This is a genomic window from Pseudomonas sp. LAMO17WK12:I5 (assembly GCF_900215165.1).
GTDB lineage: Bacteria > Pseudomonadota > Gammaproteobacteria > Pseudomonadales > Pseudomonadaceae > Aquipseudomonas > Aquipseudomonas putida_A.
The window spans coordinates 212,234-222,373 of the sequence record NZ_OBDS01000015.1; the positions used below are offsets into that span (position 1 = coordinate 212,234).

General features: G+C 59.4%; 8 protein-coding genes and 1 rRNA gene. 5 read left to right on the forward strand and 4 right to left on the reverse strand.

The features are described from left to right. Window positions 1-345 precede the first annotated feature (345 nt). Entirely contained in the window at window positions 346-834 is a 489-nt protein-coding gene (locus CRO59_RS25275; protein WP_027613789.1) for an ATP-binding protein, read from the reverse strand. A gap of 88 nt (window positions 835-922) precedes the next feature. On the opposite strand from CRO59_RS25275, the gene CRO59_RS25280 reads away from it, so the two are divergent. Next, window positions 923-1,204, forward strand: a complete 282-nt coding sequence (locus CRO59_RS25280) for a hypothetical protein (RefSeq protein ID WP_027613788.1) — start codon at window positions 923-925, stop codon at window positions 1,202-1,204. A 507-nt stretch (window positions 1,205-1,711) separates the two neighbouring features. Here the strand turns inward: CRO59_RS25280 and CRO59_RS25285 are convergent. Then, complete coding sequence (locus CRO59_RS25285; RefSeq protein ID WP_097089953.1) at window positions 1,712-3,916, reverse strand: OsmC domain/YcaO domain-containing protein; 2,205 nt, start codon at window positions 3,914-3,916, stop codon at window positions 1,712-1,714. 239 nt (window positions 3,917-4,155) lie between these two features. Here CRO59_RS25285 and proP point away from each other — a divergent pair, with 239 nt between their 5' ends. Continuing rightward, window positions 4,156-5,658: a glycine betaine/L-proline transporter ProP gene (proP, locus tag CRO59_RS25290; RefSeq protein WP_027613786.1), complete on the forward strand. Its 1,503-nt coding sequence runs from the start codon at window positions 4,156-4,158 to the stop codon at window positions 5,656-5,658. 49 nt (window positions 5,659-5,707) lie between these two features. On the opposite strand, the gene CRO59_RS25295 is transcribed toward proP, so the two are convergent. Next, entirely contained in the window at window positions 5,708-6,574 is an 867-nt protein-coding gene (locus tag CRO59_RS25295; RefSeq protein WP_097089952.1) for a LysR substrate-binding domain-containing protein, read from the reverse strand. A 99-nt stretch (window positions 6,575-6,673) separates the two neighbouring features. Between CRO59_RS25295 and CRO59_RS25300 the strand changes: the two genes are divergently transcribed. Genes CRO59_RS25300 through CRO59_RS25310 form a run of 3 tightly spaced genes read left to right on the forward strand, consistent with a single transcriptional unit; the run spans window position 6,674 to window position 9,877 of the window. Beyond that, complete coding sequence (locus tag CRO59_RS25300) at window positions 6,674-7,606, forward strand: DMT family transporter (protein WP_256578479.1); 933 nt, start codon at window positions 6,674-6,676, stop codon at window positions 7,604-7,606. A gap of 47 nt (window positions 7,607-7,653) precedes the next feature. Then, complete coding sequence (locus CRO59_RS25305; RefSeq protein ID WP_027613784.1) at window positions 7,654-8,910, forward strand: MFS transporter; 1,257 nt, start codon at window positions 7,654-7,656, stop codon at window positions 8,908-8,910. A 37-nt stretch (window positions 8,911-8,947) separates the two neighbouring features. Then, entirely contained in the window at window positions 8,948-9,877 is a 930-nt protein-coding gene (locus CRO59_RS25310; protein ID WP_097090103.1) for an alpha/beta hydrolase fold domain-containing protein, read from the forward strand. Window positions 9,878-9,958: 81 nt separating this feature from the next. Here the strand turns inward: CRO59_RS25310 and rrf are convergent. Continuing rightward, window positions 9,959-10,074, reverse strand: a 5S ribosomal RNA gene (rrf, locus tag CRO59_RS25315). Window positions 10,075-10,140: the final 66 nt, after the last annotated feature.

Below are 10,140 nucleotides of genomic sequence, written 5' to 3' on the forward strand. Positions count from 1 at the left end.
GTTGCTCAACATCGAAGTGATTTGCTCGGATCGACGTGAGCATCGTCGTCGGGTTGAGCAGCGGCAATCAGACATCACGGGGCTGACATCACCGATGTTGGTTTTCTGTTGTGAATCACGAATATGAGGCCTGGACGCAGCCGATTCTGTGCCTCGACACCGCGAATGTCAGCGTGGATCAGGCGGTGGATATCATTGTGGGAGCTAGCCTGCTGGCGATTGGGGCGAGCCTGCCAAAGTGATGGCCACTGACACGGCCCCATCGCTGGCAAGCCAGCTCCCACAGTTTTTTGCGTTGAGCTCAGGGTTGGCGGCTGCCAGAGATCCAAAGTGGGAGCTAGCCTGCTAGCGATTTCCGTGCATGACGATCTCCAGCCCCTCGCCCACTTCCGGCACCTGAAAGTAGCTGGAGATCAAATCAAACTCCGCATCCGACGCCGCAAACTCATGTTCGGCCAGCGCATTGCGTGCATGTAGCCGGACGCGGCAAGTATCGTCATCCACCGCGAGATAGTGCAGGCAATGCGGCACTTTTGCAGTATCCGCCAGCCCTCGCAGCCACTGCCGATCCGCCACGGTATTGGCCGGAAAATCCAGCACCACACTCACCCCCGCGCTAAGCACATCGATCACCAACGGCCCCAGCACGCCGCGAATCTGCCGCGCACATCGAAGGTAATCCGCCACGGATTGGATCTGCTCCGGATACAGCCGCGACAGCCACTGATCCTCACTGAGCACCAGCGCGCGGTGCTCCTCAGTCAGTGATTTGGCCAGTGTCGATTTGCCCGAGGCGATCTTGCCGCACATCAGGTGTAGTGTGGGTGCACGCATTGGGGACGCTTCCTTATGTCGATTGCTGGATAATGCCCAACGCCTGTGGGCGAGGCAATTGATGCGCATGACCCAACGAGGAACCCAGATGACCACAATCACCGCACGCCAATGCTCGTCCTGGGTGCTACTTACCCTGCTCGCCACCACCCTGGCGCTGACAGTCGGCTGTTCGAGCAAGCGCTACGCCACCAACGGCTCGAACTGCTACGCCAAAGCCGTGCCCACTTCCGGCGAAGGGGGTCTGGCCTGGGGCGATACTTTGAGCATGGCGCGCAAGAAGTCGATGAATAACTGCATGCGTTATGCGAGCCGCTCCGGAGGGACGCCGAACACTTGCCAGGTGGTGCAGGCGCAGTGCAAGCGCTGACGGCACCGATAATGATGTTGGCTGAAACGGCCCTATCGCTGGCAAGCCAGCTCCCACAGGGTTATTGGGTGGACTCAGGATTGGCGGCTGCCAGAAATCCAATGTGGGAGCGAGCCTGCTCGCGAATGCGATCTGTCAGCCAAAGCGATGGCGACTGACACGCCCTCTTCGCGAGCAGGCTCGCTCCCACATGGGGTTGTGCAGTGGACTCAGAATTAGCGGCGGGTTCCCGCAGGTTTTGCGGCGGAGACGGGATTGGCGTCCAGTGTGCCGTCCTGAACCATGCGGTTCATGGCGTTGGCGTTCAAGTACACAGCAGTATTCGTGAGAGTCATTTTGCCGACTCCATGTCCCCACAATACTTATTTGTGGTGAGGGGATTTATCCCCGATGGACTGCGTAGCAGGCCCGCTTCTTTATTGGTTGAAGAAGCCCGGCCCACTTTGCGCGCCATCGGGGATAAATCCCCTCACTACAGGTTTACTCAGCAGAAGTGACCGTCTGCTATCAGCGATTCAACGCCGCCGCATTAGCCCGCGCCGCGTGCAGCTTCTTATAGCTGTCGATCAGACGCAGGTGACGATCCAGCCCTTCGAGTTTCATGCTGGTCGGTGTCAGACCGTAGAAACGCACGCTGCCATTGACCGAACCGATCGCCGCGTCCATGCGCTCGTCGCCGAACATGCGGCGGAAGTTGGTTTCGTAATCGGCCAGTTCCAGGTCTTCGTCCAGCTCCATTTCCAGACACACGTTCACCGCCTGATAGAACAAGCCGCGCTCGACGGTGTTGTCGTTGTATTGCAGGAAGGCTTCGACCAGATCCTTGGCCTGCTCGAATTTCTGCAGGGCGAGGTAGATCAGCAGGCGCAGTTCCAGAATGGTCAGCTTGCCCCACGGCGTGTTGTCGTCGAACTCGATGCCGATCAGCGTGGTGATGTCGGTGTAATCATCCAGCTCGCTGTTTTCCAGGCCCTGGGCCAGGTTGCGCAGACCGACCTTGCTCAGGCTGTGCAGATTGAGGATGTCGGCGCGGAATTGCAGGGCCTTGTTGGTGTTGTCCCAGATCAGGTCGTCCACCGGATAGATTTCCGAGTAGTCCGGCACCAGGATCCGGCAGGCATTGGCGCCGAGGTCGTCGTAGACCGCCATGTAGGCTTCTTTGCCCATGTCTTCAAGGATGCCGAACAGGGTTGCGGCTTCTTCGGCGTTGGAGTTTTCGCCTTGACCTGAGAAGTCCCATTCGACGAATTCGAAGTCAGACTTGGCGCTGAAGAAGCGCCACGACACCACCCCGCTGGAGTCGATAAAGTGCTCGACGAAGTTGTTCGGTTCGGTCACGGCCTGGCCCGAGAAAGTCGGCTGCGGCAGATCGTTCAAGCCTTCGAAACTGCGGCCCTGCAGCAGCTCGGTCAGGCTGCGTTCCAGCGCCACTTCCAGGCTCGGGTGCGCGCCGAACGAGGCGAACACGCCGCCGGTGCGCGGGTTCATCAGGGTCACGCACATCACCGGGAATTCACCGCCCAGCGACGCGTCCTTGACCAACACCGGGAAGCCCTGCTCTTCCAGGCCCTTGATCCCGGCGAGAATGCTTGGGTACTTCTCCAGCACTTCCTGCGGCACGTCGGGCAAAGCCATCTCGCCTTCGAGGATTTCGCGTTTGACCGCGCGCTCGAAGATCTCCGACAGACATTGCACCTGGGCTTCAGCCAGGGTGTTGCCGGCGCTCATGCCGTTGCTCAGGAACAGGTTTTCGATCAGGTTCGACGGGAAGTACACCACCTCGCCATCCGACTGGCGCACGAACGGCAGCGAGCAGATGCCGCGCTGGGTGTTGCCGGAGTTGGTGTCGTACAGGTGCGAACCTTTGAGCTCGCCGTCGCGGTTGTAAATGTCCAGGCAGTATGGGTCGAGAATCTCTGCCGGCAGCTCGTCTTTCGGGCCCGGTTTGAACCAGCGCTCATTCGGGTAATGCACGAACTCGGCGGTCGCGATGTCCTCGCCCCAGAACTGGTCGTTGTAGAAGAAGTTGCAATTCAGGCGCTCGATGAACTCGCCCAATGCCGAGGCCAGCGCGCCCTCTTTGGTCGCGCCTTTACCATTGGTGAAACACATCGGCGAATGCGCATCGCGGATGTGCAACGACCAGACGTTAGGCACGATGTTGCGCCACGAAGCGATTTCGATCTTCATCCCCAGATCAGCGAGGATCCCCGACATGTTGGCGATGGTCTGCTCCAGCGGCAGATCTTTGCCGGCGATGTAGGTGCCCGCTTCAGAGGTCGAATGCGGCATCAGCAAGGCCTGCGCATCGGCGTCGAGGTTCTCGACTTCTTCGATCACGAACTCGGGGCCGGTCTGCACGACTTTCTTCACCGTGCAGCGATCAATCGAACGCAGGATGCCCAGACGATCCTTCTCGGAAATGTCTGCCGGCAATTCGACCTGGATCTTGAAGATCTGGTTGTAGCGGTTTTCCGGGTCGACGATGTTGTTCTGCGACAGGCGAATATTCTCGGTCGGGATGTTGCGGGTTGCGCAGTACAGCTTCACGAAATAAGCCGCGCACAAGGCCGACGACGCCAGGAAGTAGTCAAACGGCCCCGGTGCCGAGCCATCGCCCTTGTAGCGAATGGGCTGATCGGCGATCACCGTGAAGTCGTCGAACTTGGCTTCAAGTCGAAGGTTGTCGAGAAAGTTGACCTTGATTTCCATGCGGGTTTACCAGAGAGCAGAAACGAATTGGCGGCCATTATCCGGGTTTTCAGCCTGACGTCTTGTGCTTTTGCGTAATCGCCGCCGGGTGGGAGCCGCTGCTTGCGCCATGCATCTGCACGGGCAAACGACAAAAATGCCCTGAGCAGTGAATTTTTTCGTGTCTTCTTGTATCTGACGGAAAGAACCCATGCCAGCAAAACAATGGCATCGAATCCGTTCAGCTATGAGTGACCCGCATGAAATCAAGGAAAAACAAGGTCAATCCCATCGGATTGAAAGACATCACGATTGTCGACGACGCCAAGATGCGTAAGGCGATCACCGCCGCCGCACTGGGCAACGCCATGGAATGGTTCGACTTCGGGGTTTATGGCTTCGTCGCCTATGCACTGGGCAAGATCTTCTTCCCCGGCGCCGATCCTGGCGTGCAGATGATTGCTGCATTGGCGACCTTCTCGGTGCCGTTCCTGATTCGTCCGTTGGGCGGGCTGTTCTTCGGTGCGCTGGGCGACAAATACGGGCGACAGAAAGTGCTGGCCGCGACCATCGTGATCATGTCGCTGAGTACCTTCGCCATCGGCCTGATACCGTCCTATGAGTCAATCGGCATCTGGGCGCCGATCCTGCTGTTGCTGGCGAAAATGGCCCAGGGTTTCTCGGTCGGCGGTGAGTACACCGGCGCCTCGATCTTCGTCGCCGAATACGCGCCCGACCGCAAACGCGGCTTCCTCGGCAGTTGGCTGGACTTCGGCTCGATTGCCGGCTTCGTCCTCGGCGCCGGTGTGGTGGTGCTGATTTCGACGATCATCGGCGAAGAGAAATTCCTTGAATGGGGCTGGCGTCTGCCGTTCTTCCTCGCCCTGCCGCTGGGCATGATCGGCCTCTATCTGCGGCATGCGCTGGAAGAAACGCCGGCGTTTCAACAGCACGTCGAGAAACTCGAAGAAGGCGACCGTGAAGGTCTGGCGGGCGGGCCGAAGGTCTCGTTCAAGGAAGTCGCGACCAAACACTGGCGCAGCCTGATGACCTGCATTGGCGTGGTGGCGGTGACTAACGTCACATATTACATGCTGCTGACCTACATGCCGAGCTACCTGTCGCACAACCTGCACTACAGCGAAAACCGTGGCGTGCTGATCATCATCGCGATCATGGTCGGCATGCTGTTCGTACAACCGGCGATCGGTTTTATCAGCGACAAGATCGGCCGCAAGCCCTTCATTGTGGTTGGTAGCATCGGTCTGTTCCTGCTGGCGATCCCCGCGTTCATGCTGATCAACAGCGGCAAGATCGGCCTGATCTTCTCCGGCTTGCTGATCCTCGCGGTATTGCTCAACTTCTTCATCGGCGTCATGGCCTCGACCCTGCCGGCAATGTTCCCCACGCACATCCGCTACAGCGCACTGGCCGCCGCGTTCAACGTCTCGGTGCTGATTGCCGGCCTGACCCCGACTGCCGTGGCCTGGCTGGTAGAAAGCACCAACAACCTGTACATGCCGGCCTACTACCTGATGGTGATTGCCGTGGTCGGCCTGATCACCGGCGTGACCATGAAAGAGACCGCCAACAAACCGCTGCGCGGTGCCGCACCGGCGGCGTCGGATCTTGAGGAAGCCAAGGAACTGCTCAAGGAACATCACGACAACATCGAGCAGAAAATCGAAGACATCGACGCCGAAATCGCCGAACTGGAAGCCAAGCGCAAGGAGTTGGTGCAGCAGCATCCGCGCATCAACTGATGTAATGACTGACGGCGGCCCTGCCCGGAGGCCGCCGTCGCTCAACGCGTCACAACACGAAGCCGTCACCGATCAAGCGCACCAGAACCTCCCCCGCCTCACTCAATTCACCCGATGCCTGCATCAGGCGCAACTCGTGCAGCGGCAACTCGGGTAACCCCTCCTCACTGCTCAACACGCGCATGCCGGGTCGCACTTGCGCACGATCAACAATGCCCACCGCCAGTCCGGCCTCGATGGCTGTTTCCAGCGCGCTGGCACCGGCGCTGACAATCACTGCGCGCCACCGGCGTCCCTGCTCGCTCAATGCATCCACGGCAACGCTGCGATAGGGACAACCCTTGCCGTGCAAGGCCAGCGGTACCGGCCGGGTGAGATCCTGCGTGTAATTGTGCGCGGCGACCCACACGGGCTGGGTCAGGCCCAGCATCCTTACGCAACGCGTCGATGGCGGCGCGTCTGCGACGACCACCAGCAACGCCAGATCCAGTTGTCCGCGTTCCAGACGCGCACTCAACCGACCGCTGGCACCTGTTTCGACTTCCAACTCGATGTGCGGAAAATCTGCCGACAGGTGCGGCAACGTACAGCCCAGGACCGCGCCGGCGTATTCCTCGGAAATCCCCAGGCGAACCCGCCCGCTGGCCAGCGGCGTGCTGAAACTCGCCAGCAATTGATCGTGGTGGCGTAGTAAATCGGCGCTCTGCAGGGCGAAGCGTCGACCCAGTGGCGTGAGGTTGACCGTCTGGTTATCGCGCTCCAGCAAGCGCCCGCCCGCCAGCGCTTCCAGACGCCGCACATGCAGGCTGACCGCTGACGGGCTCTTGTTGAGGAAACTCGCGGCGGCGAGAAATTGCCCGAAGCGCACGATTGCCTGAAAGGTGCGCAACAGTTCGATATCAAGGGCTTCGGCCATGCTTGAGAATTCCTGCATCAGTGGTGCGGATCGTATCGTTTGAATGCATCAGTGCTTGATTCATATCATCGAACTCATTCCTCTGTCAGGTGCCATGCGATGAACGTCATGCCTGTTCGTTTTTTACTGCTGATGGCAATGGTGGTCAGCTGGAGTTCGGGGTTCATTGGCTATCGCTACGTCGCCGATCAGGGCAGCGTATACCTGGCCTCGTTGTGGCGTTTTGTATTGGCGGCATTGCTGTTGCTGCCGTTCGCCTGGCCCGGCTTGCGTGGTTTACGCGGCAAGGACATGTGGCATCAGGCACTGCTTGGGCTATTCGCGATGGGTGGCTACATCGGACCGATAGCCGCCTCGATTCAACTTGGCGTCACGCCGGGCATTGCGTCGCTGTTTGCCAATCTGTTGCCACTGACAATTGTGCTGCTGGCCGGCAGCGTTCCGGGGCAGCGCACACGTGGCTGGCAATGGTTGGGTTTGGCGCTGTGCGTGATCGGCATGCTGCTGGCCAGCGCCGCGAGTGTCGAATGGGCCAGTGCGGCGTTGTGGGCCTACAGCTTACCGTTACTGGCGGTATTGTCGCTGGCGGCGGCCACCTTGTTTGAAAAAGCCCGGCCGGGCATTGCAATACCGGCCACCACGGCGCTGTTCATTCAGGTATGCGCGGTGATTCCTGTATTTGCGCTGCTGGCTGGCCTTGAGGGTGAATTGCGCCCGCCCATCACTGCGGATTTCGTCAGTGGCGTGCTGTGGCTGGTGATCTTCTCGACGTTTGGTGGCTACGGATTTTATTGGCTGTGCTTGCAACAATTCAGCATACAGCGCATCAGTGGCGCGCTGTTTCTGACGCCACCGGTGACACTGTTGTGGGCGTGGATGCAGTTCGACGATCCGCTGAGTGCCAGCGCGCTACTCGGTATCGGTCTGACCTTGGTCGGTTTGCCATTGCTGGGGCGAGCGCCGAGCGAAAAAGTGTGTGCCGTCGGCATCCGCCAGGAAACTAAATCCGCAGGTGACAAGTCACTGACTTAGCGGAGGTTGAGGCATTTCGCCGAACCTCGTTTATTGAAGATGCCAGCGTGGTCACTCATACCAATCGTCGCAACAACCTCTCGCTGGACAGCCTGAATTTCTTCCTCGCCGATGTGCGCGATGGTCTCGGGCCGTATCTGGCCATTTACCTGCTGGCGGTTCATCACTGGGAGCCGGCCAGCATCGGGCTGGTGATGACCCTCGCTGGCATTGCCGCCCTTGTCACCCAGACGCCCGCCGGTGCCCTGGTCGACAACACACGCAGTAAACGAGCAGTGATCGCGATTGCCGCGTTATTGGTGACCGGCAGTTGCGTGGTATTGCCCTTCGTGACGTCCTTCAGTCTGGTAGCGATCACCCAAGCGCTGAGCGCCGCCGCGGCATCGGTGTTCGCTCCGGCCATTTCGGCGATCACCCTGGGCATCACCGGGCCGCGCGCGTTCACCCGACGCACCGGACGCAACGAGACCTTCAACCATGCCGGCAACGCCTGCGCGGCGCTGCTGGCGGGTGGATTCGCATACCTGTTCGGGCCGGTGGCGGTGTTCTATCTGATGGCGGTCATGGCGCTGTGCAGTGTAATCGCCGTGAGCTTCGTCGATGCCAATGCGATCAACCATGATCTGGCCCGGGGCCTTGACCCCAGCGACGCTACACACAGTAAAGCGCCCTCGGGATTGGCGGTGTTGCTGACCAACAAGGCGCTGCTGATGTTCGCCATCTGCTGCGCCCTCTTTCACCTGGCCAACGCAGCGATGCTGCCACTGGTGAGCCAGAAACTGGCGCAGGTCAACTTGCAGATGGCGACGCCACTGACCTCGGCCTGTATCGTTGCCGCACAACTGGTCATGGTGCCGGTCGCCTTGCTGGTCGGGGCCAAAGCCGATGTTTGGGGACGCAAGCCGCTGCTACTCGCAGGCTTCCTGATTCTGCCGCTGCGTGGCGTGCTTTATACGTTATCCGCCGACCCTTACTGGTTGGTAGCGGTGCAGATGCTTGACGGCGTCGGCGCGGGGATCTTCGGTGCGCTGTTCCCGGTGGTAGTGAAAGACCTGACGCTGGGCACTGGACACTTCAATATCAGCCTCGGCGCTCTCTCGACGGTGTTTGGTCTGGGCGCAGCATTGAGTGCCAGCGTGGCGGGCATTGTGCTGCAGGAGGCCGGTTACAACGCGGCATTTCTGACCCTGGCGGTGATTGCCGGAGTGGCGTTTGTGCTGTTGTGGCTGGCGGTGCCTGAGACATTGCCGCAGGTGGGGAATATTGAGCCGGCGCTGCAACCTGAGGAGGAAGGATTTGGCTAAGAATGTGCTTGAGTTCAGCGATAGTGATCTGGCGCAGATGCAACGCTTCAATCGCAAGCTCGCCTGGCTGCCGCGTTTTCGCATCCGCAATCGGCTGACGCCGCGTTTGATCCAGGCACTGCTGCGTGCCAGTCAGATTGTCAGCGCGGACAAACCGCTCAAGCATGACCTGCATGCGCAAAACACTGTGGTGTATTCGCAAGGTGTGTCAGTGCCTGTCCGAATCATCCGCCCGCAAGGAAAGGCTCAAGGTGTGGTGCTGGATTACCACGGTGGCGGTTGGGTGATCGGCAATGCACGGATGAACGACGACCTTAATGTCGCCATGGTCAAGACATGCAACGTGGCGGTGGTATCGGTCGACTATCGGTTGGCAGTCAATACGCCAGTTGAGGATCTCATGCAGGATTGTCTGTGCGCTGCACGCTGGCTGCTGAGCGATGATTGCACGGAGTTCGTCGGCCTGCCGGTAATCGTTGTCGGCGAATCGGCAGGCGCGCATCTGGCAGCTGCCACTCTGTTAGCGCTCAAAGCATCATCCGATCTGCTGCAGCGGGTCAGCGGCGCCCTGCTCTATTACGGCGTTTACGATCTCGCCGGCACCCCAAGCGTGCACGCAGCACCTGCTGAAACGCTGGTACTCGACGGCCCGGGAATGGTCGAGGCGCTACGCTTGTTGACTCCAGGATTGAGCGATGATGAACGCCGGCAGGCGCCACTGTCTCCGCTGTACGGCGACTTGAGCGGATTGCCACCGGCGTTGATGTTCACCGGTGAACTGGATCCGCTGCGCGATGACACGCTGGAACTGGCTGAGCGCTGGCAACGATCAGCACCGGTTGAAATCCATCTACTGCCCTCGTCCGCCCATGGCTTTATCCATTTTCCGACCACCATGGCTAGTCGTGTTTTGTCCTACAGTCGGGCTTGGATTTCGCGTCAGATCAGGGCAAAAACAAGCAGTTAGGGCCTGTATTGGCAGGAAAATACTTTTCTGCGGGCAAAACAAAACCCCAACTGCTTTCGCAATTGGGGTTTCGGAATTTAATCTTGACGATGACCTACTCTCACATGGGGAAACCCCACACTACCATCGGCGATGCATCGTTTCACTTCTGAGTTCGGGATGGGATCAGGTGGTTCCAACGCTCTATGGTCGTCAAGAAATTCGGGTACTGACTCGTGACCGGTTGGCCTCGCTTCAGCAAATCGGGTATGTGATACAGGTGT